This window comes from Blastomonas sp. RAC04, from assembly GCF_001713435.1.
Lineage (GTDB): Bacteria > Pseudomonadota > Alphaproteobacteria > Sphingomonadales > Sphingomonadaceae > Blastomonas > Blastomonas fulva.
Genome location: NZ_CP016460.1, coordinates 2,464,326 through 2,490,512 on the forward strand (window position 1 = coordinate 2,464,326; position 26,187 = coordinate 2,490,512).

Annotated in this window: 24 protein-coding genes and 1 tRNA gene; 7 read left to right on the forward strand and 18 right to left on the reverse strand. The window is 64.9% G+C overall.

Features of this window, described 5'->3' with window-relative positions:
* The first annotated feature begins 56 nt into the window (after positions 1-56).
* Positions 57-809: a queuosine precursor transporter gene (locus tag BSY18_RS12480; RefSeq protein ID WP_236823360.1), complete on the forward strand. Its 753-nt coding sequence runs from the start codon at positions 57-59 to the stop codon at positions 807-809.
* A gap of 22 nt (positions 810-831) precedes the next feature.
* Here BSY18_RS12480 and BSY18_RS12485 read toward each other — a convergent pair whose 3' ends face one another.
* Entirely contained in the window at positions 832-1,020 is a 189-nt protein-coding gene (locus BSY18_RS12485) for a PspC domain-containing protein (protein WP_054133892.1), read from the reverse strand.
* Between the two features lie 44 nt (positions 1,021-1,064).
* Complete coding sequence (locus BSY18_RS21560) at positions 1,065-1,193, reverse strand: hypothetical protein (protein ID WP_255352534.1); 129 nt, start codon at positions 1,191-1,193, stop codon at positions 1,065-1,067.
* Between the two features lie 255 nt (positions 1,194-1,448).
* Between BSY18_RS21560 and recF the strand changes: the two genes are divergently transcribed.
* Positions 1,449-2,546, forward strand: a complete 1,098-nt coding sequence (gene recF, locus BSY18_RS12490; RefSeq protein WP_069050812.1) for a DNA replication/repair protein RecF — start codon at positions 1,449-1,451, stop codon at positions 2,544-2,546.
* Between the two features lie 308 nt (positions 2,547-2,854).
* Positions 2,855-3,127 (forward strand): hypothetical protein, encoded by a 273-nt coding sequence (locus tag BSY18_RS21005; protein ID WP_150126276.1) that lies wholly within the window; start codon positions 2,855-2,857, stop codon positions 3,125-3,127.
* A 13-nt stretch (positions 3,128-3,140) separates the two neighbouring features.
* Here BSY18_RS21005 and BSY18_RS12495 read toward each other — a convergent pair whose 3' ends face one another.
* Positions 3,141-3,350, reverse strand: a complete 210-nt coding sequence (locus tag BSY18_RS12495) for a hypothetical protein (RefSeq protein WP_082382143.1) — start codon at positions 3,348-3,350, stop codon at positions 3,141-3,143.
* A gap of 183 nt (positions 3,351-3,533) precedes the next feature.
* Here BSY18_RS12495 and BSY18_RS12500 point away from each other — a divergent pair, with 183 nt between their 5' ends.
* A complete protein-coding gene (locus BSY18_RS12500; RefSeq protein WP_069051901.1) occupies positions 3,534-3,740 on the forward strand; it encodes a hypothetical protein in 207 nt (68 codons plus the stop codon).
* A 116-nt stretch (positions 3,741-3,856) separates the two neighbouring features.
* Here the strand turns inward: BSY18_RS12500 and BSY18_RS12505 are convergent, their stop codons facing one another.
* From BSY18_RS12505 to BSY18_RS12535, 7 genes are all read right to left on the reverse strand, one after another.
* Entirely contained in the window at positions 3,857-6,169 is a 2,313-nt protein-coding gene (locus BSY18_RS12505; protein ID WP_069050813.1) for an ATP-dependent helicase, read from the reverse strand.
* A gap of 265 nt (positions 6,170-6,434) precedes the next feature.
* Complete coding sequence (locus BSY18_RS12510; RefSeq protein ID WP_069050814.1) at positions 6,435-7,676, reverse strand: DUF2254 domain-containing protein; 1,242 nt, start codon at positions 7,674-7,676, stop codon at positions 6,435-6,437.
* Between the two features lie 39 nt (positions 7,677-7,715).
* Positions 7,716-10,517: a valine--tRNA ligase gene (locus BSY18_RS12515; RefSeq protein ID WP_069050815.1), complete on the reverse strand. Its 2,802-nt coding sequence runs from the start codon at positions 10,515-10,517 to the stop codon at positions 7,716-7,718.
* Between the two features lie 24 nt (positions 10,518-10,541).
* Positions 10,542-12,602 (reverse strand): S9 family peptidase, encoded by a 2,061-nt coding sequence (locus BSY18_RS12520; protein ID WP_069050816.1) that lies wholly within the window; start codon positions 12,600-12,602, stop codon positions 10,542-10,544.
* A gap of 61 nt (positions 12,603-12,663) precedes the next feature.
* The gene (locus BSY18_RS12525; protein WP_054133885.1) at positions 12,664-13,095 is read right to left on the reverse strand and encodes a DUF2497 domain-containing protein; all 432 of its coding nucleotides are present in this window, start codon (positions 13,093-13,095) and stop codon (positions 12,664-12,666) included.
* 39 nt (positions 13,096-13,134) lie between these two features.
* Positions 13,135-14,589: a TolC family outer membrane protein gene (locus BSY18_RS12530; protein ID WP_069050817.1), complete on the reverse strand. Its 1,455-nt coding sequence runs from the start codon at positions 14,587-14,589 to the stop codon at positions 13,135-13,137.
* A gap of 52 nt (positions 14,590-14,641) precedes the next feature.
* Positions 14,642-15,313: a protein-L-isoaspartate O-methyltransferase family protein gene (locus tag BSY18_RS12535; RefSeq protein WP_069050818.1), complete on the reverse strand. Its 672-nt coding sequence runs from the start codon at positions 15,311-15,313 to the stop codon at positions 14,642-14,644.
* Between the two features lie 270 nt (positions 15,314-15,583).
* Here BSY18_RS12535 and BSY18_RS12540 point away from each other — a divergent pair.
* Positions 15,584-15,657, forward strand: a tRNA-Cys gene (locus BSY18_RS12540).
* Positions 15,658-15,757: 100 nt separating this feature from the next.
* On the opposite strand, the gene BSY18_RS12545 is transcribed toward BSY18_RS12540, so the two are convergent.
* Entirely contained in the window at positions 15,758-16,342 is a 585-nt protein-coding gene (locus tag BSY18_RS12545) for a hypothetical protein (protein ID WP_069050819.1), read from the reverse strand.
* A gap of 68 nt (positions 16,343-16,410) precedes the next feature.
* Entirely contained in the window at positions 16,411-16,593 is a 183-nt protein-coding gene (locus BSY18_RS12550) for a hypothetical protein (RefSeq protein ID WP_069050820.1), read from the reverse strand.
* A gap of 238 nt (positions 16,594-16,831) precedes the next feature.
* Between BSY18_RS12550 and BSY18_RS12555 the strand changes: the two genes are divergently transcribed.
* On the forward strand, positions 16,832-17,281 hold the full coding sequence (locus tag BSY18_RS12555; protein ID WP_054133881.1) for a YaiI/YqxD family protein: 450 nt from the start codon (positions 16,832-16,834) through the stop codon (positions 17,279-17,281).
* Between the two features lie 44 nt (positions 17,282-17,325).
* On the opposite strand, the gene BSY18_RS12560 is transcribed toward BSY18_RS12555, so the two are convergent.
* From BSY18_RS12560 to BSY18_RS12585, 6 genes are all read right to left on the reverse strand, one after another.
* Complete coding sequence (locus BSY18_RS12560) at positions 17,326-19,776, reverse strand: zinc-dependent metalloprotease (RefSeq protein WP_069050821.1); 2,451 nt, start codon at positions 19,774-19,776, stop codon at positions 17,326-17,328.
* A 119-nt stretch (positions 19,777-19,895) separates the two neighbouring features.
* Entirely contained in the window at positions 19,896-20,501 is a 606-nt protein-coding gene (locus tag BSY18_RS12565) for a hypothetical protein (RefSeq protein ID WP_069050822.1), read from the reverse strand.
* 239 nt (positions 20,502-20,740) lie between these two features.
* Positions 20,741-22,279: a PepSY domain-containing protein gene (locus tag BSY18_RS12570; RefSeq protein WP_069050823.1), complete on the reverse strand. Its 1,539-nt coding sequence runs from the start codon at positions 22,277-22,279 to the stop codon at positions 20,741-20,743.
* 26 nt (positions 22,280-22,305) lie between these two features.
* The gene (locus tag BSY18_RS12575) at positions 22,306-24,441 is read right to left on the reverse strand and encodes a TonB-dependent receptor family protein (protein WP_069050824.1); all 2,136 of its coding nucleotides are present in this window, start codon (positions 24,439-24,441) and stop codon (positions 22,306-22,308) included.
* A gap of 101 nt (positions 24,442-24,542) precedes the next feature.
* Positions 24,543-24,971 (reverse strand): hypothetical protein, encoded by a 429-nt coding sequence (locus BSY18_RS12580; protein ID WP_069050825.1) that lies wholly within the window; start codon positions 24,969-24,971, stop codon positions 24,543-24,545.
* A gap of 55 nt (positions 24,972-25,026) precedes the next feature.
* Positions 25,027-25,362 (reverse strand): hypothetical protein, encoded by a 336-nt coding sequence (locus BSY18_RS12585; RefSeq protein ID WP_150126277.1) that lies wholly within the window; start codon positions 25,360-25,362, stop codon positions 25,027-25,029.
* 191 nt (positions 25,363-25,553) lie between these two features.
* Between BSY18_RS12585 and BSY18_RS12590 the strand changes: the two genes are divergently transcribed.
* A complete protein-coding gene (locus tag BSY18_RS12590; RefSeq protein ID WP_054133874.1) occupies positions 25,554-26,048 on the forward strand; it encodes a Dps family protein in 495 nt (164 codons plus the stop codon).
* Positions 26,049-26,187: the final 139 nt, after the last annotated feature.

Consider the following 26,187-nt stretch of genomic DNA (forward strand, 5'->3'; position numbering starts at 1 on the left):
GGGGGCGCAATAGCGGGCTTTGCATGGGGCTGTAAACCGCGATATGGCAAGGAGCCATGCATCCTGACAGCACCAGCCCTGCCGCTTCAGCCCTGCCTACCGGCAGCGGCTTCGACCCCGCCACGCACCGGTTCCGCTATTATGACTTCGTGATGGCGGCGTTCGTTACCGTGCTGCTGCTGTCGAACGTCATCGGCGCGGCCAAACCAACCTTCATCACGCTAGGCAGCGAACAATGGGTCTATGGCGCAGGGATCCTGTTCTTCCCGCTGGGCTATGTGATCGGCGACGTGCTGACCGAGATCTATGGTTATGCCCGCGCGCGCCGCGTGATCTGGGCAGGCTTTGGCGCGTTGCTGTTCATGGCCTTCATGAGCTGGGTTGTCGTGAGCCTGCCGCCGGCGGATGGCTGGGATGGCCAGGCGGCGTATGAATCGGTGTTCGGACAGGTCCCGCGCATCGTGCTCGCCTCGATCGTCGCCTTCTGGGCGGGCGAATTCGTCAACAGCTATGTCATGGCGCGGATGAAGGTGTGGACTGCGGGGAAGATGCTGTGGACCCGCACCATCGGATCGACGGTGGTGGGCCAGGGCGTCGACAGCCTGATCTTCTATCCGCTCGCCTTTTACGGGGAGTGGGAAACATCGCAGGTGGTCACCGTGATGATCACCAACTGGCTGCTCAAGGTCAGCTGGGAAGCGGCGCTGACCCCGGTGACCTATGTGGTCGTCGGCTGGCTGAAACGGCGCGAAGGCGTGGAGGTTTTCGATACCGCCACCGATTTCACGCCGTTCAGCACCCGCGTGTGATCCTGCATAGGCTCAAGTCCTTTTACCGGTCGGAGGCGATCAGCCCGATCACCAGATAGATCAGCACCGGAGCGCCGACACCGAACAGGGCGGCCAGCACGAAGGCGATGCGGATGATGTTGGCATCCCAGTCGAAATAATTGGCGATGCCCGAGCACACGCCCATCAGCTTGCCGTTGGACTTGTCGAGATGGAACGAGCGGTTCTTCATGATGGCTTTCCCTTAAAAGCGGAATGAGTGGAGGCGGTGGCCGATCAGACGATCATCGCCGACACGGTGCCAATTTCTGCCGGACCTACGCTTAGGCCGATGAAGAGTGCCGAGGTGGCAAAAGCGCAGATGGCGGCGAGCAGGTTGCTGTTGAGGTTCGAGAGCGAAAACATGGAGTGGTTCCTTTCTGATGAGTGGGTCCCTCTGGGCTGTCCGTCGGGAGATGCCAGAAGCGTTGCACGCGCCGTGCCAAACTGAAAAACCATGAAAACTCAGTTTCTTATACGCGGAGTGACAATTCTTGCCGCAGGCTGAATGCGAAGGTTTGGGAATATTCACGAAAATTTGGCGAGCGGCCTTGCTGATCAGCATGCGGGCATGCGATTTTGCGCGCGATAGCCCGGACAAGCCGCTATAGCCTTGCCCACATGGCGCTCTCCAACCTGTCCCTCAGCCAGTTTCGCAACCACGAGGCCAGCCGCATCGCGGCGGGCGCGCGGTTCAACGTGATCTGGGGCGACAATGGCGCCGGCAAGACCAACATCCTCGAAGCCATCTCGCTGCTTGCCCCCGGTCGCGGAATGCGCCGCGCCAGTATCGACCAGATGGCGCGGCAGCAGGGGCCGGGAGGCTTTGCCATCTCGGCCGACCTTGCAGGCGAAGAGGTCAGGATCGGCACCGGGACCAACGCGGATGCCCCCTCGCGGCGGCTGGTGCGGGTGAACGGTGCGGCGGCGGCGGCGACAAGCCTTGCCGACTGGCTGGCAGTTGTGTGGCTGACCCCGGCGATGGACCGGTTGTTCCTGGAAGGCGCAGGCGGCAGGCGGCGGTTTCTCGACAGGCTTGTGCTGGCCTTGCACCCCGCGCACGCGCGCCACGCCGCGCGCTACGAGGCTGCCATGCGCGAGCGCAACCGGCTGCTGGGCGAAACCCGTGCGATCGATCCGGGCTGGATCGATGCGCTCGAAGCGCGAATGGCCGAGCATGGCGGCGCGATGGCCGAGGCGCGCGCCGATACGCTTCAAGCGCTCGAGGTGCAGATCGATGCGCTCGCCGATGGCCCGTTCGCGCAACCGACGCTGGCGCTGGAACGCAAAGGCCCTGTGGAAGCCGGCGCGCTTGCTGCTGCACTGCGATCGGGCCGCGCGCGCGACCGTGCCGCTGGACGCGCTCTGGCCGGGCCGCACCGGGACGACCTGATCGTCACCATGCGGCAGAAGGCCCAGCCAGCGGCTTTGTGCTCCACCGGCGAACAGAAGGCGATGCTGATCGCAATCATCCTCGCGCATGCCGATCTGGTCGCCGAGCGCCGCGGCAGCCGCCTGATCCTGCTGCTCGACGAAATCGCCGCGCATTTGGACCCCGCACGCAGAGCGGCGCTGTACGAGCAACTCGCCGACCGATCGGGCCAGGTCTGGATGACCGGTACCGATGCGGCGCTGTTCGAAGCCGTGCCGCTGGCAGGCCGCGCCGACTGGAGCGTCAGCGGCGGGGTGGTGAGTGGTGTTGGAGCGGGAGGGTCCTAAGTCGCACCTCCAAACGCCCCCGCCTTATCGATCGTGCCTTACCACCCCCGCTCAGCCTGAGCCTGTCGAAGGCCCCGCACCAAGCGCCCGCGACTCCCTTGAACATCATTCCGGCGAACGCCCGAACCCATAACGAAAGCACCTCCATCCGACCCCTGGGACTCCGGCTTTCGCCGGAGAACGGCAATTCGATCTGGCCAACGACACCGCTGGGCCTTCGACAGGCTCAGGCTGAGCGGAAGGTGTTCAATTGCATGAGATCACTTCCTAGGCTTTGCAGCCTCTGCATTACCCGCTAATCTTGGAGAATGATCAAATACTGGCGACCATCGCTTGGCGTGTTGGCCATAGTGTTAGGATTATCGCTCCGTGACCATGCTCATTCGCTGGAAGCGCAGAAATGGGTATTAAACAACATTCGCAGGGCGGCAAATCCAGATGGCCCGCCTGCTTGCGCTTTCGACTGCACATACCGGCTGACAGGCGATGCACAGGTGCTTGGTTGGGTCTCGGTGGGCCTAATCGTGGCAGGAGTGCTCATGCTGATGTGGTCTTCCGGCAGACAAAAATCGACCGATTGAGCATCCTACCCCGTCAGTGAATCGTCCCGATGCTCTGGTCAATCGTCATGATCACCAGCAGCCGTTCGATCTGGCGCCAGTGGCAGAAGTGGATGTGGTTGCCGCGCGCGCGGGCGGCTTCGGCGCGGTCCGAGGCTTCGAGGCCGGCGGTCTCGCCGAAGCGCGAGAGCAGCATGCAGGCGTCGTCATAGGCTTCGCGGGTTCCGATATAAGGCAGGTTCATGTCCGCTGTAGTGTCCCCATTCTCGTTGCCGCCTCCCCTGCTGGCTGCGGTTCGACGAGGGATAGACTGCGGCGATGGAAGAAGGCTCAACCGGCGTGGTAAACGCGGTGTTAGGATTTCATGTCCGCCGCCTGCTTCACTTCGCATTGGCAAATCGCCGCCAGCCGTGGCAAGGGCGAAGGCATGCAGAACGACACTTCCAAATCCCCTGCCCGCGGTGAAGACCGCCCCCCCGTGCGCGGTGGCGGCGTGTTCATGGCGTTGGGAACTCTGGCGGGCACGATCATCGGCGGATTGATGGGCCAGCCCTCGATCGGCTTTCTGGCAGGCCTGGGCGGCGGCTTCGCGCTGCACGGTGCGCTGTGGTACATGGACAGCCGCAAACGCTGAAGGCTGCCTCGCGCTGCCCCACTTCGTCATTTCCACGCACGCGGGAATCCCGCTTTTCAGGACATTCGCGTAAAAGCGGGACCCCCGCCTTCGCGGGGGTGACGATCAGAAAGTGGTCACGCCAGCGAGATAAAGCTGTCGATCACCCGCTTGCGACCCGAAGTCTCGAAATCGATCTCCAGCTTGTTGCCTTCCTTCTCCGCCACCAGCCCGTAACCGAATTTCTGGTGGAAGACGCGAGTGCCGATATCGACATCGCTGCGCCCGGCATTGCCCAGGCTGATCGCGCTGGTACGGGCTTCGGCGACACGCTGCGGCGCCGTGTTGAACCCGCCGGGGACCTGCGCCGCACGCTGCCAGCCGGGCCCGCGCCGCGCCGCGCGTTCGGGGTCGCGCGCCAGGTGCGCGAACGGATCGTCGCGCTCGGACAGCCCTGCCCGCCACAGGGACGCCCCGCCGGTCATCGAGCTTTCTTCCTCGATATGCTCTGCCGGCAATTCGCCGATGAAGCGCGAGGGGATCGAACTGGTCCACTGGCCATAGATCCGCCGGTTGGCGGCGTGCATGATCGTGCAGGTGCTGCGCGCACGCGTAATCGCGACATAAGCGAGGCGGCGTTCTTCCTCGAGGCTGGCAAGCCCGCCCTCGTCGAGCGAGCGCTGCGAGGGAAACACCCCCTCCTCCCAGCCGGCGAGGAAGACGTGCTCGAACTCGAGCCCCTTGGCGCCGTGGATGGTCATCATCGTGACCTTGGCCTCGTCGGCCGATGCCTCGTTGTCCATCACCAGGCTGACATGCTCGAGGAAGTCGCCGAGGCTTTCATACTCTTCCATCGCGCGGGCAAGTTCGGAGAGGTTCTCGAGCCGCCCCGATGCCTCGACCGACTTTTCCGCCTGCAGCACCTGGGTATAACCCGATTCGTCCATGATCTGGCGAACGAGGTCCGCAGGGTTCATCGTGGTGAGCATCTCGCGCCAGCGCGCGATGCCGCGCATCAGCCCCGCCAAAGCCGTGCGGGCACGCGCGGGCAGTTCGTCGCTGTCGAGGATCTGGAATGCGGCAGCGCTGAGCGGCAGCCCGGTGGCGCGCGCGACGCGGTGCACCTTCTCGACCGCCTTGTCGCCCAGGCCGCGCTTGGGCGTGTTGACGATCCGCTCGAACGCCAGATCGTCCGCAGGCTGGTTGACGACGCGCAGGTAAGCGAGCGCATCGCGGATTTCGGCTCGCTCATAGAAGCGGAAGCCCCCGACTATGCGGTAGGGCATCCCGATGGCGATGAACCGGTCCTCGAACTCGCGGGTCTGGAACGAGGCGCGCACCAGGATCGCGGTCTTGTCGAGGCTGGTGCCCTCGCGCGTGATCCGTTCGAGCTCCTCGCCGGTCCGCCGTGCCTCTTCCGGCCCGTCCCAGACGCCCAGCACGCGCACTTTCTGCCCGGCATCGACCTCGGTCCACAAAGTCTTGCCGAGCCGGTCGCTGTTCGACGCGATCAGGCCGGATGCGGCGCCCAGAATGTGCGGGGTGGAGCGGTAATTCTGCTCGAGCCGGATGATCCGCGCGCCGGGAAAATCCTTCTCGAACCGCAGGATGTTCGCGACCTCCGCGCCGCGCCACGAATAGATCGACTGGTCGTCATCGCCGACGCAGCAGATGTTCTTGCGCGCCTGCGCGAGCAGCCGGAGCCACAGATACTGGCTCGAATTGGTGTCCTGATATTCGTCGACCAGGATGTACTTGAACCGCTGCTGGTACTGCTCGAGCACCGCGCGGTCGGTCTTGAGCAATGTCAGCATGTGCAGCAGCAAATCGCCGAAATCACACGCGTTCAGGGCCTTCAGCCGGTCCTGATAGGCGGTGTACAGCTCCTGCCCCCGCCCGTTGGCATACAGCTCGCTCTCGGCCGCGTCGAGCTCGTGCGGGTTCAGCCCCTTGTTCTTCCACCGGTCGATGAAGCCTGCCAGCTGGCGCGCGGGCCAGCGCTTGTCGTCGATATCGGCGGCCTGGATCAATTGCTTGAGCAGCCGCAACTGGTCGTCGGTGTCTATGATCGTGAAGTTGCTCTGCAGCCCGACCAGTTCGGCATGGCGGCGCAGCATCTTGGCGCCGATCGAGTGGAAGGTGCCCAGCCACGGCATGCCTTCGACCGCATCGCCGATGATCCGCCCGACGCGCTCGCGCATCTCGCGCGCAGCCTTGTTGGTGAAAGTGACGGCGAGAATTTCGGACGGCCATGCACGCCGGGTCGCGATCAGATGCGCCAGCCGCGCGGTCAGCGCCGCGGTCTTGCCGGTCCCTGCGCCTGCCAGAACCAGCACCGGCCCTTCGGACGACAGCACCGCCTCGCGCTGCGGCGTGTTGAGCCCCTGCAGATAAGCGGGGTCACTGGCCGAGGGCGGCGGGAATTCGGATGCGGGGGCGAGACTGTTCACCACGAACGTTTAGGGAACGAGAGGCCAAGGGGCAAGGGGGCAGGTGGCAGCGATGCGATGGGTAGACTAGGCGCAGACCTCGCCACCACCGTCATCCTGAACTTGTTTCAGGACCCATCGTGCCCCAGCAGCCGAAGCATTGTTAGGAGAAATGGGCCCTGAAACAAGTTCAGGGTGACCGAAAGGAAAACGGGGAACGTTGTTCAGTCCCTCCACCCGACCCCGCAGCAAGCTTGGGGAGGATTTGAATGGCATGATCAAGACATCAATCGAGGACGAACCGCTCCAGAATCTCGACATCCGCAGGCAGCGCCAGCCCGATCTTCGCGCGCGCGAACGCCTCGTGCGACATCGCGCGGGCAGCCGCACCGAACAGCACCGGATCATGCGCGGCGAGCGACGCCAGCGCCTTTTGCAGCCGGATCTGCACCTCAAGCTGGCCAGCGCCATCGCGCGCGATCCAGCGGAATGCGTCGACCACCAAATCCTCGACGCTGACCCGTGGCACGTGCAGCCGCGGGCAGGTGACGCGCGCGGGCGTTTCCCTGGTCGCGCTGCTCCACCCTGCGAGCACGCGCAGCGAGGTGCCCAGCACGTCGATCGCGGTCCCTGGATCGTTCACCCCGGGAGACAGCGCCTTCGACGCGGTTTCGGACAGCACGACCAGGCAATAGCGCGGATCGGCCTCGAAAGTGCGATCGCCGCCGATGACGAAAGCCCGGTGCACCGACCGCGCCGTCTCCTCGTCCAGTGCCTTCGATGTCTTGAGCAGCACGGTGGTCGAATCGACATAGGTGCCGGGGCGAACGGCGAGATGGAAATCGACATCCTGCTCGGCGCTGATCGTCGCGAACAGGTCATCGTCGATCGCCTGGACAAACCCGAACCGGTCGGCGCGCAGCGGTACGCCGTGCTCGGGAAGCGCGATCATCTCCACCCCGCCCAGCAAGGGCCGCCTGGCGAGTTCGGCAAACGCCTTGTCGGCGGCGCCTTCGAGCTGGTCGACGACTTCGGAGACATCGCCCAGATTGCTCAGCCGCCCGATCCAGCGGATCAGCGCATAGATCACCGACAGGATGACCAGACAGGTGGTCATGAACAGGATGACCCGTGCAGGTGGGCCAAAATAGCTGGTCGAAAGTCCCACGGTGCCGACGATCGCGAATATGAACCCGCCGATGAACACCGAGATCGCGTTCTGCGCGGTGCGGTCCTGCATCAGCAGCGGCCGCGCGCGCGGCGTCGCCGCGGAGGCTGCTGCCTGCAGCGACGAGACCATGATGCCGAGCGAGAAGATCGCCACCGCGAGCAGCGTGTTGGCCAGCACGCCGAGCAGATCATCGACGCCATCGAGCCCGATCAGCTTGTTGAACTCGTCGGGCAACAGCACCGCCGCCGCCGGAGCCAACAGCAGCACCGCCACTGCCAGCACCGCATAGGCTGCGGGTGTGAACCACAGGGAGCGGACCACCCGCCGAGCGAGCAGCCGCGCATAGGACAGGCTCATCGCGGCAACTCCCCGCCCCGCGGGCGCAGCGGTTGGCGCTTATCCAAGCCGCGCGAGCGCCGCTGCCAGCCGCTCGGCCTCGGCGGATTTCTCGGCATGGTCGGCGCGGGCCTTTTCGACCGCTTCGGGCTTGGCCTTCTCGACAAACGCCGGGTTGGACAGGCGACCTTCGAGCGATTTGGCTTCCTTCGAGACTGCCTCCAGCGCCTTGGTCAGGCGCGTCTTTTCTGCGGCGATGTCGATGATGCCGTCGAGGGATACAAATGCCTCGAAACCATCAAGAACGATATTCAACGAACCATGCCGAATCTGTTCGCTAACTTGTTCAATCGCTTTCAGAAAGCTGGGGTGGTCGGTTGGTGCATTTGGTGGGAACCACACGCCACGGTCAAATGACACGCGAGCCACCCGTTCTACTGCGCGCCGGTTACGTTCCAAATAAAAGGACTGCTTTGTGCCGAGAGCTTCAATATTCATTGAGAGGCTGAGCACCTTGCCCGGTGGAATACCGGAGTCGCTTCTCGCTGATCGAATTTGAGAAATAAGATCAATGATCCACTCAGTCTCCGCCTTCGCCTCGACATCGACGCTGGCTTCCGGCTGCGGCCACTCCGCCACGATCAGATCGCCCGCTCGCTCGCCCAGCGCATGCCACAATTCTTCGGTGATGAACGGCATGAACGGGTGCAGCATCACCAGGATCTGGTCGAGCACCCAACCTGCAACGCGCCGCGTTTCTGTGGCCTCGCCCGTGTCGCCCTCGGCGGACAGCACCGGCTTGATCAACTCCAGATACCAGTCGCAGAACTGATCCCAGACGAAGTGATAGATCGCGTTCGCCGCCGCATCGAAGCGCAGGTCGGCGAGCGCCTTGTCGAGCGCCGCGACTGTGTCCACGACTTCGCCGATGATCCAGCGGTTGACCGCGAGCGTCGCCTGTGGAGCCGTGATCGATGCACTCGCACCGATGCCGTTCGACTGGCAGAAGCGCGCGGCGTTCCATAGCTTGGTGGCGAAGTTGCGATAGCCCTCGACGCGACGCTCATCCATCTTGATGTCGCGGCCCTGGCTTTCCATCGCCGCCATGAAGAAGCGCAGCGCATCGGCGCCATATTGGTCGATCAGGCCCAAAGGATCGACGGTGTTGCCCTTGGACTTGGACATCTTCGCGCCATCGGCAGCGCGGACGAGGCCGTGCAGATACAGCTGCTTCCACGGCGCAGCGCCCATGAAATGCGTCCCCATCATCGCCATCCGCGCATCCCAGAAGAACAGGATGTCGAAGCCGGAGATGAGCAGGTCGTTGGGATAGTGCTTGGCAACCAGCGGCGCGTCTGCACCATCCTGCGGCCAACCCAGAGTCGCAAACGGCCAGAGCGCAGACGAGAACCAGGTGTCGAGGACGTCGGAATCGCGGGCGAGCGTGACGCCTTCGCCTACCAGCGCGCGCGCTTCCTCTTCGGTCTCGGCGACATAGCATTTGCCGTCCGAGCCATACCACGCCGGGATCCGGTGCCCCCACCAGAGCTGGCGCGAGACGCACCAGGGCTGGATATTGTCCATCCAGTGGAAGAACGTCTTTTCCCAGCTCTTGGGCACAATCTCGATCACGCCGGTCTTCACCGCCTCGATCGCGGGCTGGGCCAAAGTCTTGGCGTCGACATACCATTGGTCGGTGAGCCAAGGTTCGATGACTACGCCGCCGCGGTCGCCATAAGGCGTCTGGATCGTGCGCGGTTCGGCGTCGTGCTCGGTGACGTCGCCATCCTTGGCGGTCACGGTGTGCGGGACCAGACGGCCCAGCGCCTTCATCTGCTCGACCACAAGTTTGCGCGCATCGAAGCGATCCACGCCGACGAATTCTGCCGGGATCAGGCCATCGGCGGTCTGCACCACCTTCGCCTCGGCGTCGAACATGTTGAGCATGTCGCTTGCTGCAATCCCTGCGCGCCTGCCGACCTCGAAGTCGTTGAAATCATGCCCCGGCGTGATCTTCACCGCGCCCGATCCCAGCTCGGGGTCGGCGTGGTCGTCGGCGACGATGGGGATACGCCGTCCGGTGATCGGCAGCTCGACGAATTTGCCGATGACGCTGGCATAACGCGGGTCTTCGCCGTTCACCGCGACCGCCATATCGGCGAGCATCGTCTCGGGCCGCGTCGTCGCGACCACGATATGATCGCGGCCATCGTCGAGGGTAACGCCATCGGCCAGGGGATAACGGAAGTGCCAGAAGCTGCCCTGCATTTCGCGCGTCTCGACCTCAAGATCGCTGATCGCGGTCTTGAGCTTTGGGTCCCAGTTGACCAGCCGCTTGTCGCGATAGATCAGCCCCTGGTTGTACAGGTCGACGAACACCTTGAGCACCGCCTTGCTGAAATGCGGGTCCATGGTGAACTGCTCGCGCGACCAGTCCATCGAGCAACCAAGGCGGCGCAGCTGGCGGGTGATCTGGCCGCCGCTCTCTTCCTTCCACTCCCAGACCTTTTTGACGAAGTCCTCGCGGCTGTAGTTGGTGCGCTTGTCCTGCGCCGCTTCGAGCTGGCGCTCGACCACCATCTGCGTCGCGATGCCCGCGTGGTCGGTGCCGACCACCCAGAGCGCGTCCTTGCCGCGCAGTCGCTCGTAGCGGATCATGATGTCCTGCAGCGTGTTGTCGAGCGCATGGCCGATGTGCAGGCTACCGGTGACGTTCGGCGGCGGGTTGACGATCGTGTACGGCGCAGCATCGGGCCGCTCGGGACGAAACGCGTTCGTCTCCTCCCAATGCGGATACCATTTCGCCTCGATCGCGGATGGATCGAATGTCTTGGGCAGCTCTTGCTTGTCGGTGCTAGTCATCCCGCCGCTTTAACGCAGGATGCGTTATTTTCCAGACGTTTTGAGATGGCGCTCCAGCCAGTCGAACACGTTGCGATGCCATTGGACGCTGTTCTGCGCTTTCAGCACCCAATGGTTCTCGTCCGGGAAGATCAGCAGCTTCGATTCGATCCCTTGCCGCTGCAGCGCGGTGAACGCGGCGAGCGATTGCGAATAAGGAATGCGGAAGTCCTTTTCTCCGTGGATCACCAGCGTCGGCGTCTTCCAGTTGGTCACATGATTGACCGGGTTCCACTTCTCGGCATCCTGGCGCTGCCACCACGGGCCGCCATGGTCCCATTCGTCGAACCACAGTTCCTCGGTCTCGAAGGCCATCGCGCGCAGATCGAACACGCCGGCATGCGTTACCAGGCACTTGAAGCCATCGGGCCACTGCCCCGCGATCCAGTTCATCATGTAGCCGCCATAGCTGCCGCCCAGCGCGCAGGCATTGGCCGTATCGAGCGAAGCATCGATACCGGACAATGCCGCCATGCCCAGTTTCAGATCCTGCAGCGGCTTGCCGCCCCAGTCCTTGTTGATGCTGTCGGTGAAGGCCTGGCCATAGCCGGTCGATCCATGGAAATCGATCGTCACCGCGGCATATCCCTGCGACGCCATCACCGCGGGGTTCCAGCGGTACGACCAGCTGTTGCCGAAGCTGCCCTGCGGCCCGCCGTGCACCAGCAAGGCGATCGGCAGCTTGCCCTCGGCCCCTTGCGGCTTGACGATCTGGCCGTGGACGAGATCGCCGTTGGCGCCCTTGAAGCTGAACTTCTCGTAAGCGACAGGATCCAGCCCAGCGAGCTTGTCGGCGTTGACGTTGGTCAGGCGGCGGGTCTGGCCGTTCTTCTCCATCAGCACCAGATCGTCGGGCGCGGCGATCGAGTTGACAGTATAAAGCATGGCGCCACCGGCGAGCGGCACGACATTGGCAACATTGCCGCGCTCGGTCAGCCGGGTCACCTTGCCGGTCGGCACATCGATGCGGAACACAGGGTGCTCGAGTGTGTCCTGCGCGGTGACCAGCAGGCTCTTCGAATCCATGCCCCACGCGATCGAGCCTGCCGAGCGGTCCCAGCCCTCGGTGAGCTTGGAGACCTTGCCGGTCTTCATGTCGCGCAGATGCACGACCATCCGGTCGGACTCATAGCCGGGGCGCGCCATCGCCGCCCAGGCCAGCCATTTGCCATCGGGCGAGGCCGCAGGCAGCGAATCGGTCGCCTGGTTGGCTTGCGTCAGGTTCACCGCCGCTGCGCCTTCGGCCAGCGGCTGCCAGACGATGTCGAGATTGGTCGAACGCGGCTCGTCGCCATCGGATTTGCGGATGGTGAAGGCGATCGCGCTGCTGTCCGCGGCCCAGGCGATCTCCTCGCCCCCGCCGAACGGCTTGCTCGGCGCATCGCCCTCGATCGAGCCGCTGATGCTGCGCGGCGCGCCAGCGGCCTTGCCATCGCTGCCCAGCGTATAGGCATAGATGCGGCTGTAGGTGCCTGGTTCGCGCCAGCTGTCCCAGTGACGCACGAACAGCCGGTCGTACTCGCGGCCGCTGCCTGCCAGCTTGGCCTTGCTGTCTGCGCAGCCTTCGAGCGAGCAGCCCTGCTTCACATCGGCCCAGACCGCAAGCCGCGCGCCGTCGGGCGACAGGCTGAACCCGCTGATATCGGTGGCAGAGCTGGTGACCTGCATCGGCTCGCCGGTGGGCAGCGCCACGCGCCAGACTTGGGCAGTGCCCGATCGGTTGGAGAGGAAATAGAGGTGCTGGCCATCGCGCGCGAACACCGGCGCGCTTTCGTTGTGCCCTGGAGAATCGGCGATTGCGATCGCCTGCGCATTGCGGCTGGCGATATCGAGCAGATACAGCCCGGTGCTGCGCTTGTTGGCGGCCAGATCGGTGGTGGTCAGCTGATAGGCGACCCATTTGCCATCGGGCGAGGCGGCGGGCGCACCCAGCCGGTTAAATGTGGCCAGATCGCTTTCGGTCATCGGTCGCGCGGTGGCGGGAGCGGCAAGCAGCAACGGCGAAAGGGCGCTGGCCAGCAGCGCAGCAATGACGGTGTTTTTCATGGTTTCAGCTGATACCAGCAAGCGCCGCGCGGCGCAAAGCCCCTTGGGGGCGAAGAGCTGCTCAGCCCTTGCGACCGGTGATCCGGCCGATCTCCTTGGCGACCAGCGCCTCGACCATGTCGGGCAGGTTGCGGTCAAGCCATTCGGCGAGCATCGGGCGCAGCATCTCGCGCACCATGCCCTCGAGCGAGGTCTCGCCCGAACGCACGATCTGCGGGCTGACACCCGGTTCGGTTAACGTCGCCAGCACCGCCAGCGATTCGCGCATCGATTGTTCGCCCGCGCGGCCGACCAGCGGGGGCTCGTCATCCAGCGGGTCGCTGGGCTCGACGCTTTCGGTCAGTTCGAGAACGTCTTCTGCGGGCTTTTCCTGCCGGGCGGGCGCGGGCCGCGAAGGCGCGGGACGGCGCGGTTTGCGGCCATCCTCGGCAATCACCTTCTTGATCGAGGCGAGAATCTCTTCAAGGCTTGGCTCGCCGATATCGCGCGTCATTGTTCAAGCCCCTGATTCGAGAACGCCCCTGTGCCCGGCCTATTGGTTGGGCGGTCCCACCACTGCGGCATTTTGCGCGGGGCTGTCAACGGTGCGCGTCGATTGCGCCACCGGGTTCTTGTCCGAATCCCAGTCGTTGATCTTGTCGCGGACACGCTCGTAATTGATGTCGGGATCGTACAGCACGCCGCCATCCAGCCCCAGATCGCGCGCTTCGGCCCGGCCCATAGCGGCGAGCAGGGTAAAGCCCGCGACATAGGCGTTGCGCCGCGCGGTGACGAGCTGGACCTGCGCATTGAGCAGTTCGCGCTCGGCATCCAGAATGTCGAGAATGGTACGGTTGCCGACGCTGTTCTCGGCGCGCACGCCTTCGAGCGCCAGCGTGTTCGATTCGACGGCCTTTTGCGATGAGTCGATCACCTGCATCGAGGCATTGAAGCTGGCATAGGCCGCGCGGACCTGCGCGATGATACCGCGCTCGACCGCGATTTCTTGCTCCATCGCCTGGCCCGACACCGCCTGCGCACGCCGGATCTGCGCGCCAGGGCGTCCGCCCTGATAGACCGGGACAGTCAACTGCACGCCGGCGGCAGCACTCGACTGCTGCTGCACGAAATTACCCTGGATGAGCGTGCTGCCCAGAGTGCCGAGAAAGTTCTGATAGTTGCCCTGCGAGAACAGGCTGACCTGCGGCATCCGCGTGCCGCGCGCGGCCTTGACGTCGAAATTGGCGGCCTCGACGCGCTCGCGCGCCGCTTCCAGATCGGGGTTATTGTCGAGCGCGGTGAACACTGCTGCCTCAGGCGCCTCGGGCAGGTTGGGCAGCGGCGGCGGAGGTTCGAGCTGGCCCGGCGCGGTCCCGACCAGCTGGATATAGGTTTCCTTACTGCGGATCAGATTGGCTTCGGCGGTCTGCAGATCGCTGCGGGCGATCGCCAGCCGCGCTTCGGACTGGGCGACATCGGTGCGGGTCAGGTCGCCGATCTCGAACCGGTCGGACGAGGCCTGAAGGTTGACATCGAGCACCGACACGTTCTGCCGCTGCAGCCCCACGATCGCCTCGTCGCGGATGACATCCATATAGGCCGCGACGACATTGCTGAACACCGTTGCTTCGGTGCCGCGCAGATCGGCCTGCCCGGCGCCGACGCGAACCTTGGCGGCGTTGATCGCGTTGCGCGCGCTGCCGCCAGAATAGATCGGCACGTTAAGGCTGATGGTACCGTTGACCGACCGATCCGGCGCGGTGAACGCGTTGGCCGGGTTGAGGAAGTTTTCCGAATACTGCGCCTGGACCTGAGAATTGGGGCGGCCATCGGCCAGCGCGATCGGCACGCCTTCATCGGTCGCGCGCTGCTGGGCGCGCGCCGCGTTGAGCGTGGGATTGGTCTGATAGGCCGCGACCAGCGCATCGCGCAGCGTTTCCGCGTGCAGCGGCGCTGCGCCCAGAACGAATACCGCACCACAACCGGCCAGCCAATGCGAAGTCTTCATCAATCCGGTTCTCATATCTTCCCCCGCCCTGTTGCCGGGCGATGGTCATGCGTCAGAAGCTATAGCTTTTTGGCCGGGCAAAGGCCGCAAGCGGGGCAATATCGGTATCGGCAAAGGGAATGAGGGCAAAGGCACCTGCCTGGCGTCGGCCCATGGCCAGCCGCGAGACACCTGCTTCATCCACACCTGCGAGCAGACGACCCCCTTCGGCCAATTGGGCCACCAGCGAATCGGGCACCTGTTGGACCGCGCCGTCAATGATGATCAGGTCATAGGGTGCGTCGGCTGCATGTCCTTGTGTCAGATCCGATTCGATGACGGAGACATTGGCCATGCCGCCCAGCGCGGAGCTGGCATGTTCGACCAAGGCACGATTGTCTTCGACGGCGACCACCCTTGCGACGATGCCAGCCAGAAGCGCGGCGAGATAACCGGTGCCTGCTCCGATCAGCAGCACCTTTTCGTTCCCCGAAAGTTCGGCGCGGGTAAGCAGCAGGCCGCTCGACAGCGCCGGGTTGAGCACGCGGCCACCCGACAGCGGCACGGCGCGATCGATATAGGCAAGATGCTGCTGGGCAGCGGGAACGAAATCCTCGCGGCGGGTCACCGCCATCGCTGCGATGACGACGGGATCGCTGACATCGCTGGGACGCAGCTGGCTTTCGATCATGTGCCTGCGGGCAGCGGCAAAATCTGGCGGAGCAAGAGTGTGTGTGTCGGTCATGTCCAAGCGCCCTAGAATATGCGACCAGCGATGCAAGCCCAAACGGTCCGAACGGTGCCGCTTTGATAGCCTTCCGGTTGCAAAATGCAATCGATATCGCTGCATCGCTGGTTATGGCACGGCTGTATTATTATGGCAATACAGCATTTGCGCCAACGCGAGAGCTTTGCGCACTGCCGCTTCCCCCTGCCCGTTTCGAGCGGCATGCCATGCGCTTGCGGCTTGACTTTCGCTGCAAAGCGGCACAATGCCGCGTCCTTCCACACCGGTGGCCCGATGGCGGAGTGGTTACGCAGAGGACTGCAAATCCTTGCACGCCGGTTCGATTCCGGCTCGGGCCTCCAACTCCCCCCGCATGATTGTCCCTTCCACCCCGACCCCGTCGAGAGTCAGGTACGGTCGTGTGACGAGGGTTTGGCAGACACGCGAAAATCGCCGTGCGGTTCAGTCGGCTTGCGTGAACGCGGCGTATTGCTGGCGCCAGGCGGCGACCTCGGCGGCCAGATGTGCGGGCGCGGGTTCGCCTGATATCACCAGCCGGGCCACGTCGCTCTCGGGGTGCAGCAGCATCTTCTTCGACCCATCGGTGAACCACACCGCCACCTGCTGGTCGCACAGGCTGTCGATGATGGTCCGCGCGACACCCTCGTCGAACCCGTCGCCGTCGCCTGTGGCGCGCACGTTGAATGCCACCGCCTCCAGGCAGTTGCGCGGATCGCGCACGAAGTTGAGCGAAACCAGCAGGCCCGAACGGTCCGGGCGGGCATCGTCGGGCATGGCGGCCACCCTGCGCCACGCGCAGAACCATGTCCGGCAGATCGGCGGGCGGACCGCGTGGATGGTGCAGCCTTGCGCGCCTGAATGCTCGCCGAGAATCGGGCCGAGATGCCTGCACGGCGTCCCGGCAGGCTTGCTGAATTCCGGGGTGTTGACGGTTAGTACGCTGCAGCAAGCGGTGCACGCGCCGCAGTCACGATTCTCCAGGACAGGCCCCAGCAGGATAGTTTCCAGATCTGTATCGTTGGACATGCCTGCAAACCCTGCCCCGGCGGGGTCGCGAAAGCAACCGTCCAGGCCAGCAGGTGCAGCGCCGAATGCTATGGCGCGATCAGCCCGCTGCTATCGTCAATGATCGGCCCGCTTTCGGCCATCGGTTCGTCCGCGCCCCAGCCGGGGGAGGCATTGGCCAGCAGGATGACGAGCGCGGTGGCCAGCGCGCTGATCGCGGCCAGCTTCACATCGGTCATCACATTGTTGTCGCGCTGGTTGTTGCGGGTCATGCGTCGGCCCCCTGCCCCGGTTGGTCACTGGCGCGAGGATAAGCGGCGCGGCCTGCCATGGCCCGTGACAAGACCTGCGCGATAGATGACAAACCGCGTTAATGGGCCGCGCCACGACGCGCGTGGACAGGGCCGCCCGGCGAAGCGGCGGATTTCCGGCTGGCAGCCGCAACGGTCAATCGATACACGCACGCATGTCCGGTCATCGAACGCGTGACACAAGAGGAGCGATGTACCGATGATGATCCTGGTCGATGCCGATGCCTGTCCGGTGAAGGACGAGATCTACCGCGTCGCGCTGCGCCATGGCGTGGCGGTGATGATCGTCAGCAACAGCCCGATCCGCATACCCGACCATCCGCTGATCGGACGCACGGTGGTGGGCGATGGCTTCGATGCGGCCGATGACTGGATCGCCGAGCGCACCGATGCCAGGACGGTGGTGATCACCTCCGACATCCTGCTCGCCGACCGCTGCATCAAGCAGGGCGCGGTGGTGATATCGCCCACCGGCAAGCCGTTCACCGCCAACTCGATCGGCAGCGCGATCGCGACCCGCGCGATCATGGCCGATCTGCGCGCTGGTGGCGACATCGTCGGCGGACCGGCTCCGTTCGGCAAGACCGACCGGTCGCGCTTCCTGCAGGTGCTGGACGAGACGCTGGTGCGCCTGAAGCGCCCAGGCTGACCCGCCTGCTGACCGGCCTGTTGAAAGGCTTTGGCCCGGCGGGCTTAGTGATCCATGCTGCCGATCGGCATTCCGGGCGGGATCGGCACCTCTGCCCCCTCCCCAGCCAGCGCAGCGCCCAGCGCCTCGCGATCCTCGAGCAACCGCGCGGTCGAAAGCGCCCAGGCGCGATCGGCGGGATCGGCAAAGCGACGGCCGCCTTGCGCATCTGCCCAGTCGGTCAGCGCCTGGTCGATCAGGCTGGATGCCTCGATGCCGCTATCGGCATCGCGCGATGCCCTGGCGAGCGACAGGATGATCCGCGTGCCCAGCGCGCGGCGCACGGCCGCCAGCCGGGCATCGCCCAGAGGCGCATCGGTGAGCGCCAGCAGACGCTGCGCGATGACCTGCGGCCCCGGACTGGCGCGGTCGGCGCGATGCTGCTGCGCCATCCGCGCCAGCCGCTCGGGTGCGAGCAGCGCGTTCAGCGTCACCTGCGCGGCGACCGCGGACGCGGCGAGCGGATCGAACGCAGCCGCGCCTGCCATCGGCATGATCTCGATCTCGGTCTGGCGGTCGCCATCGCCCGAGAACCCGGCGGACAGCTGCAGCACAAGCGATGAGGGCACGTCGAGCACCTGCGGGCTGAGCGTCGCCAGCAGCGAATCGAGCGCGCGCAATTGCTCGGCAGGCGCAACCGCCACCGCCGCGCCATCGCCCTGCCCCGCCACGGCATAATCAGAATACAGTCCGCCCAGCAATTTACCCGCAGCCTCGACCTGATAGCGGTGGACCAGCCAGACCGGCACGAACTTGCGCCGCAGATTGGCCACCGGTTCTCCCGGCTGCAAGGCCGCAGGCCCGAAGCGCGAGACGGCTGCGGCGCGCACCTGCATCATGCGGTCAAGCTCTGCCACCGGATCGGCGCCATCGTCCCACAGGCTGCCCCAGGGCTGGCTGGCCGAGGCGCTGCGCGCATTCTCGTCCGCGACAAAGCGCAGGCCCTGCCGCGCGGCCTCGTTCGCCTTCGCCATGGCGGCAGCATCGGGGTTTCCGCTGACCGGATCGCCATACAGCCAGTCGATTGCATGGACATCCCAGCGACCCAGCCCGACGCCATAGGCATCCGACAGATCGGGCGCGCCATCCTTGAGGCCGATGCGCGGCGCGGGGTAATCCATCACCGAGGCGCGATCCTGCGTGCTGCCCGCAAAATTGTGGAGCAGTCCCAGAGCATGGCCGATCTCGTGCGCGGACAACTGGCGGATGCGCGCCAGTGCCACCTGCGCTGGATCGTTGGGCCCGCCGGTGCCGGTCTTGTCCGCTCCCACCAGCGCTTCATAGATCAGCATGTCCTGCCGCACGCGCAGCGATCCCAGCAGCACTGCGCCCTTCAATATTTCGCCGGTGCGCGGATCGGTGACCGCATAGCCATAGGACCAGCCGCGTGTCGCGCGGTTGACCCAGTTGACGACGTTATAGCGCATGTCGAGCGGATCGGCGCCTTCGGGCAGGATCTCGACCTGATAGGCATCGATATAGCCCGCCGCCTCGAACGCGGTCTGCCACCACCGCGCGCCTTCGAGCAACGCGGTGCGGATCGGCTCGGGCGCGGCGTTATCGATGTAGAACTTGATCGGCTTGCGCACCCGCGAACGCGGCGCGGTCGGGTCGATCCGCTCGAGCCGGAAACGGTTGGCGAGGTTCTGAACGATCTCGCCATCGAGCGGCGCGGAGAAATCGAGGATCTGCGTCGCAAAACTGCCGCCGCGCGGATCGAAGGCGCGCGCGACATAGCCCGGCTCGGGCAGCGCGACGAAGCTGTGGCGCACCACCAACGTCACCTGGCGGGGATCGGGCGCGATGTTGCGCACCTCGGGCCCCGGCGTATCGGTAGCATAGGTCTGCCGCGCCTCGAACTCGAGGTTCAGCGGAAAGGCGCGCACGGCAGCCGGATCGGCGGCGCTCAGCGCATCGACCAGCCGCCAGCCCTTCTCACCGCTGGAGTTGAGCTGGCCGATGACATTGCGGGTATCGCGCGCCAGAAACGGGGCGATATCGACCAGCAGACGGCCATCGGGGGCATCGATCACGTCCCCCAGCCACAGCATCGATGTCGCAAAGGCATTGGCGGCGGCAGCCTGTTCCGACACCGAGCCTGCGCTGGCGCGGAAGCGCGGGTTTTCGAGCTCGAACGAGACCTTCTTGCCCATCCGGCGGACCAGCAGGATCTGCGCCGGACCGGGCTGTGCGCGGTCGAGGCCGATCGGCGCCGAGCCCAGGCCGGTGCGCAGCGCGGTGGTATACAGCATCCGCGTCATCACCCCGTCCGCGCCGGCGGCGGGCAGCGAGAGCAGGATGCGCCCTCCCTTGCGGTCGACGTGTACCGGATAGAGCCCATCGAGCTTTTCCGTCCCCGCATAGGGGCCGGATGCCGACGCCGAGGGCGCGGCATGGGCCTGCGGCGTGGAAAGAGCAGCCGCAAGGCCCAGCGCAAGTGCAAGTGTTCGGTTCATCGGACCCCCAAGGTTTGATCGAAGACTAGGGGCCAATGCCGTCAGCGGGCAAGCGGCTTTTGGCACCGCCTGCGGTCAGGCACCGGACCGGTGGTGGCCCGGTGCCTGACAGGGTCGGCCTATTGCGGACCTTCGGGAGCCGCGACAGGCTGTTCGGTCGCCGATACCGCCGCAGCGGCAGCGGTGCCGACCACCATCGGCGCAGGCTCGGCGGCCATGGCGAAGGACAGCGGCACGTCTTCCTGGACGAAGCCGGTGATCGAGCTTCCGGCAGGAATGACGGCGCTGGTGCCGGTGAGGAAGAAGCCTGCGATCGGCAGCAGCACGACGGCGCCGACAACCCCAGCCGTCCCGGTCACGCCCTTGTCGTCGGTGGCACCCGACAGCCGGATCTGGCGCCCGTTGACGGTGGCATAGAGCATCCGCACCTCGATCGCGCCGGACTTGCCCCACATGCCCTTGTTGCGCACGCTGGTGATCTCGCCGATCGCCGGGCTGCCCACCGGTATGACCGTGACGCCGTTGACCATGACCGGTTCCGACACCTCAAGATTGAAGCGGTCGCCCACCCGCAGCTTCTTGCCCTTGGTGGTCAGTTCGGTGAGCGTCTTGAGCGGAACCGAGGTTCCGGCGCGCAGCGTCGGACGCTGATCGGCCCCGATTGCCAGCGCCTCCTGGGCTGCAACCGGTGCCGAAATCGTTCCGGTGAGCAGCGCTAATGACATGGCATATGCTAAATTTTTCATTAATTTTCCCCTGCGTTTTCAAGTCGCTAGGTGCCGATGCGCTTGGGCGGGACGCCTGTCAAACGGCATTTACGCCATATCGGGGCTATGCCGGTCAGGGCTCAAACCGACCGGGGGGGAGCCCGCACAATCGCGTGCTTTTAATGCCTTTCAGGAATCTGCGTCATGCTGTCTGGCGACGCCCTGGGTTGCGGCACCCAGGGCGCATTCGGCTTGCTCTAGGTCCGCGTTCTCCGGCGCCTGCGGTCGAGCACCAGACCGATTCCCGCCATGAAGCCCAGCAGCAGGATCACGAACACGCCGACCACCACGTTCAGCCCGACCCGGCCGATCGGGAACAGGAAGTTCCATTTGTGGATGAAGCTGAAGATATAGCGCTCGGGCTTCTGCCAGTTCTCGGTGCGGTCGGCGAGGACGCCGGTGGTTGTGTCGACAAACAGCGTGGCATTCACCGGCGCGCCATAATCGATCCGCCACACCGGCAGGCGCTTGTTGCGGAAATCATAGTCCGGGCCGAAGCGGGTGACGACCTCCATCGACGTGATCGCGCTGTCCGGCGCGCCGCTGAACCTGCGTCCCAGCGCCTTGGCGAGCGCCCTGTCCCCCTGCGGCCAGGGCCTGCCGGTGGCGGCATCGACATAGAGCGCGGGGCCGGTGGGGCTGATCCCGTCGAAGCGCGCGTTGCGGATCACGGTGTCGCCCATCGGCATCGTGTGTCCTTGATGCGCGCTATGATCGTGCTCGCCTTTGGGCATCGCGTCGCGGGATTGCGCGAGGCCAAGGCGATAGAGTGGACGGCCATCAGGGGCTTCGACCAGCGACAGGCTGGCAACCTCGAGCCCGGCAGCGACCTCCGCCCAGTCGCGTTCGATCGGGTAGCGTGCGCTTGCGACATTCACCGGGGGCGACATCCGCATCTGGCTGGTGGGGCGTTCGCATGCCGACTGCACCAGATGGATGATGCCGCTGATCGAGAACATCAGCAGGGGCAATGCCAGCACATAGCCCATCGCGCGATGCCACCCCTTCGATCCGGGCAGCCGCTTGCCGCGCCGGATTGCGACGAGCAGCAGGATTCCGGTGACCGCCAGCGCGGCGAGGCTGCCGACCATCAGCGTGATGACGACGACGCGCAGCCATTCGAGCTGCGGCGGCACCCATTCCCAGCTGTGCAGCCAGCGGAACACGGTCTGCAACCGCGCCTTGGTGAGGTTGTTGACCGCAGCGAGGCTTCCCGTTTCGGTGTGGACATACGCCGTCAGCCGATCATCGCCTGCAAAGCGCACGCGCCACACCGGCAGCAGCCGGTTGACCCAGGGATAGTCGGCATCGAACGCGGTCTGGTGGACAATCTCGGCCACTGGGCGCGTGTCCTTGAGGTAGTGCCGCGCGATGAATTTGGCCTGGCGAGCGTCGTATCCTGCCAGCTCCGCCCCGGTGCCAAGTTCAAAATAGCGCCGCGCAGCCATGGGCGTCTGCGTCACCTGCAGCAGGTTGGCGTCCTTGCCGACCACCACCTTGACCGCAGTGGCTTTAGCGATCCCGGCCTTGGCCAGCACCGTTTCCACCGGCTGCGCCGCCGACATATCGACGGCGCGCATCGGCGGCATGAACTCGGCCTGTTGCGGGCCGAACAGCACCATGGCGATATGCGCCATGCCTGACAGCCCCCAGATTAAGAGGCTGATGCCGCCGATCAGCGCCAGCCATTGGTGTTTGCTCATCGACCAGCGTGCGAGCCTGGGACGGTTTGCCATGATGCTGTTCTCCCTTGTCTTTTCGCTCAAAACTGGGCGGTGATGCCGCCATAGATCGCGCGCCCGACCCCGGGCGTGTAGATCGCGGCGCGCTCGAGCGACTGGTTGGCGTTGGTGGCGACGTTGGAGATGAACACGGTGTCGAACAGGTTCTCGACCGATCCGAACAATCGCACCCCGGGCAGCACGTCGACCCCCGCGGTCAGCCCGACCAGCTCGTATCCCGGGGCTCGCTCGGTGTTGGCAAAGTCCGCCCAGGGGCCATCGAACACCCAGCGCAGGTTGGCCGAGACGTACCAAGAGTCCTTCTGCTCGAACCGCGCTTCGGAGACGAAGAGATAGCGCGGGACGCCGGCGAGCCGGTTGTCGCCATAAGTGACATCATCATCGAAGCGGAAGTCGTTGAACGTGAACGCCCCGCGCAGCGTGAACGCCTGCCCGCGCGCCGCCAGCTGCGCGCGCGCGACATAAACGTCCAGACCCAGCTCGACACCTTGATGAATGGTCCTGTCGGCATTGTCGGTGAACGAGACGAAGCCGTTGGTGCCCGGAACGCCGAAGTCGAGAAACTCGTTCTCCACCTCGCTGCGATACAGCGAGATGTCCCAGGCGACGAAGTCCGCCTGCCCCCGGCTGCCGATCTCGTAGGTCGTCGCGCGCTGTTCCGTGAGCGGGGCGAAGGGCCGCGAGCCGCCCGAGGTCAGGTCGGCAAGGCTCGCAGGTTCGAAGCTGCGGTTGATGTTGGCATAGAGCTGCGCAGTATCGCTCAGCGCATAGAGAAGTCCGAAGCGCGGGCTGAACTGCTCGTACTCGCCGCGTCCTGACACTTCGGCGAGGATCGCGTCGACGTCGCGCACCACCTTTACAAATTGCCCACCCAGCACCGCTGTCAGGCGCTGGGTCAGGCCGAGGTCGAGCTGGCCGAAGGCGGTGAGGTTGGTGGAATCCTGATCGGATTCGTTGGTCAGCCCGGCGCGCTCGCCATTCCGGTTGCGGTGACGGCGGGCGCGGTTGTTGGCCTTGGCGTAGCTGCCGCCCAGCGTCCAGCGGCTGACCGTATCGCCGAGCAGCGTGAACTCGCCCAGCGCGCGCAGCGAGACGCCGAACTCGTCCTCTTTCTGGTCGATGATCCCGGCAAAGCGGGTGATCGCATGGTCGAGCTTGCGCCGGGTGTACCAGCCGCCAATCTCCAGCGTGCTGCTGCCCAAAGTGATCGCGGTAAGGTTGGAGAGGCGCAGGACATCGAGGTTGCGGTCCCAGTCATCGGCGACCGGGCCGGGATCGAGCACCGTCACCGGACCGCCGGGACGGAAGGGCCCAACGGTGACCGGGCGCCCCGCAGCACGCGGATTGGCGAGCGCATCGGCAAGCCGCAGCGATCCGTTCAATTCGAAATTGTCGCTGAGCGCGGTGACATAGAACCGCGTTTCGACCGCATCGCTCAGCCTGAAGCCGATATTGCCATGGCCGTAGAGGCTGCGAACGTCGGAGTGCTCGCGGAAACCATCGTCGCGAAGGCCGGTCAGTCCGATGTAATAATCGGTACTTCCCGAGACTCCCGCAGCGCTGACGTTGCCGCGCAGGGTGTTGAAACTGCCGCCCTCGATACGCCCTGCAAAGTTCGATCGTGCGGTGCGCCCGGTGGGCGAGACGATGTTGACCGCGCCGCCCAGCGAGGCCGCGCCGAACTGCAGGCCGTTGGCGCCCTTGAACACCTCGAGATAGCGGATGGTGAGCGGATCGATCTCCTGGAACTCCGTCGCGCCGCTCGCGCGGCTGATCGGCACGCCATCGCGCAGCACGGTAAGCCCGCGTCGCTCGAAGCCCGAATTGAGCCCCGATCCGCGGATCGAGATGCGCGATTCGCGCTGCGCGCTGGTATCGGCGAACACGCCGGGGGTGAAGATCAGCACATCGCCGATGCTTTGCGCGAAATCCTCGGCGAACACGTTGTCCTCGACCAGCCCGACGCCGCCGGGGATGCGCTCCAGCCTTTGCCGCGCCTCCTCGACCGAGGGCGATGTCGGCGTGCCGGTGGCGCTGGCAGTGACGACGATGACGGGATCGGTGCGCTGGCCGACCCCCTGCGCGAGGGCGGGAGACACGATGGCGAGTGCGGCGCCGCCCAACAGGGCAGCGCGCAGAATTGCAGTGTTTTTCATGGATATGATCGTCCCTGAACGGGGAAAGGATGAGCCGCAGCGCCATCGGCACGCCGGGTCATCCGGCGCGCTGGCTCAGCGCTGCAGCAGATTTGCGAGGTTCAGGTGAGCGAAGGAGGCCCGGTGGCAGGCGGCGTGCCGGCATGGTGCCGAGCGCGCAGCAGGCTGTGGTGCAGCGCGGGCGGAACATCTCGGGTCGCGAGCATCAGCGGCAGCGCCGCCGCTTCGGCAGGAACCGCCAGCATCGCGATGCCGGCAAAGGCGCAGGGCGGCATCGGATTGTAGCCTTCGTCGCCCTGATCGTGGACCGGCTCTGCGCTGCTTGCTGCGTGCAGCTTCAGATAATCCTGATAGCGCGGATCATCGCGGGCAATGGTCGCAGCCTTGTTGCCAAGGCCCGAGCACAGTTCGATCGTCAGCCCGTCCGGCCCGAAGCGCGGCATGAACCCCTGCGGCGCGAGCGCGCCGAACAGCATCGCCAGCAGCAGGGCCGGCATGATGCGGTTCACAAGGATACGCAGATGTCCCATGGCTGTGCCCGGTAGATCGGTGTTGGGGGCAATTCAAGCGCGAACGGTGTGGGCCTCAGGATGCCCAGTGGCGCGGCGTGCCGCGTACCGACGCCTTTGCCGGGGTGAGCACCGACTTGACCCGCGCCCAGAAGGTCGGCCTGGCCTCTTCGGGCAGCGTCTGGCCGGTGACCTTGAGCAGATAGCGCGCCAGCAGCAACGCCTGGTTGCGTGTCATCACGATATCCTGCTGCTCGATCAGATCATTGTCGAGCGCGATGCGCGACCTGGCGCACTCCACCCTCAGATCAATTCCGTTCGGCATGTCCAGATGCGTCCAGCCAACCAATGCAAGCGGCGGCGCCTGATCGGATTTCTGTTTCACGCCAGTTGGTTGCAGTTCATCGTTCATGGCCCCACTCCTGCGCTATCTAGCTTCTATTTGTAACCTTCTGTCAAGAGTCCGCGTGATCACCTGCCTGCAGGCGGCAGATCCCGGCAAAGTATGCGGAACCGGGGGTCGGGCAGTGCGTAGGCACTCAGGAAAGGTCACGTCTTTGTGCGCGACCGCCCTTTGCTGCATCCACAACAGGAGGACATGACATGGCGACCAAAGCCAAGACCAAGACTGACACCGTCAACACCGGCATTGAAGCCAACGACCGCAAGGAAGTCGCCAAGGCGCTCCAGCACGGCCTGGCCGATACCTATTCGCTCTATCTCAAGACGCTTGGCGTTCACTGGAACATCGTCGGCCCGGCGTTCTACAGCGTGCACAAGCTGACCGAAGAGCAGTATGAAGACCTCCACGCCGCTGCCGACGTGATCGCAGAGCGCGTCCGCGCGCTGGGCGAGATCGCTCCTGCTTCGTTCGGCGATTACACCAAGCTGTCGATCGTCGATTCGAGCGAAACCCCGCACCAGGCGGACGCCATGCTCAAGGGTCTGATCGCCGACAATGAAGCGATCGCCAAGCGGATGCGCGACTTTGTGGAAGTTGCCGAAGACGCAGACGACGTGTTCACCGCCGATTTGCTGACCGCACGCATAGGTAAGCACGAAGAAAACGCCTGGATGCTGCGTGCGCTGATCAGCTGATCAGCCTGCACAGAGCCACGCAAAACAGGGCCGCGATCCACACCGGATCGCGGCCCTTTTTTTGCGCACGAAATTCGCTGCGAGAGATCACGAAAAACCGCCCGACCTCAGGCGAGGACGGGCGGTCGTGATTTCTTCA